The sequence below is a fragment of the Phyllobacterium sp. SB3 genome (assembly GCF_040009165.1).
Taxonomy (GTDB): Bacteria; Pseudomonadota; Alphaproteobacteria; order Rhizobiales; family Rhizobiaceae; genus Phyllobacterium.
In genome coordinates this window covers 1-255 of record NZ_JBDYKI010000047.1, presented here as the reverse complement: position 1 = coordinate 255, position 255 = coordinate 1, and the positions used below count along the sequence as shown (strand labels likewise).

Annotated in this window: 1 protein-coding gene; it reads left to right on the top strand. The window is 59.2% G+C overall.

Going from position 1 to position 255, the window contains the following annotated elements; translation table 11 throughout:
• Positions 1 to 15 precede the first annotated feature (15 nt).
• Positions 16 to 255: PAS domain-containing protein (locus ABKW30_RS29315; RefSeq protein ID WP_348602496.1), on the top strand; the 240-nt coding region annotated here is incomplete at its 3' end.

Genomic DNA, 255 nt, shown 5'->3' with positions numbered 1-255 from the left:
GAGGATGAAAGAGCGATGCGATTGCTCAATCGTCGCCCCGATGAAGACCTGCACTTTGATGGGTTTGCGTCGCGCGTTCATCCGGAAGACCGGCTTGCCTTGTCGGAGTCGGCTGAAAGGGCGCTTGGTGCCAATGGCAATGGCATCCTCGATGTGGAGTACAGGATGCTGGAGCGGCCCGATATGCCGGCACACTGGGTCCATGCCCGGGCAAAGGCTGTCACAACGGACGGCGTTACCAAATTCGTTGGCACC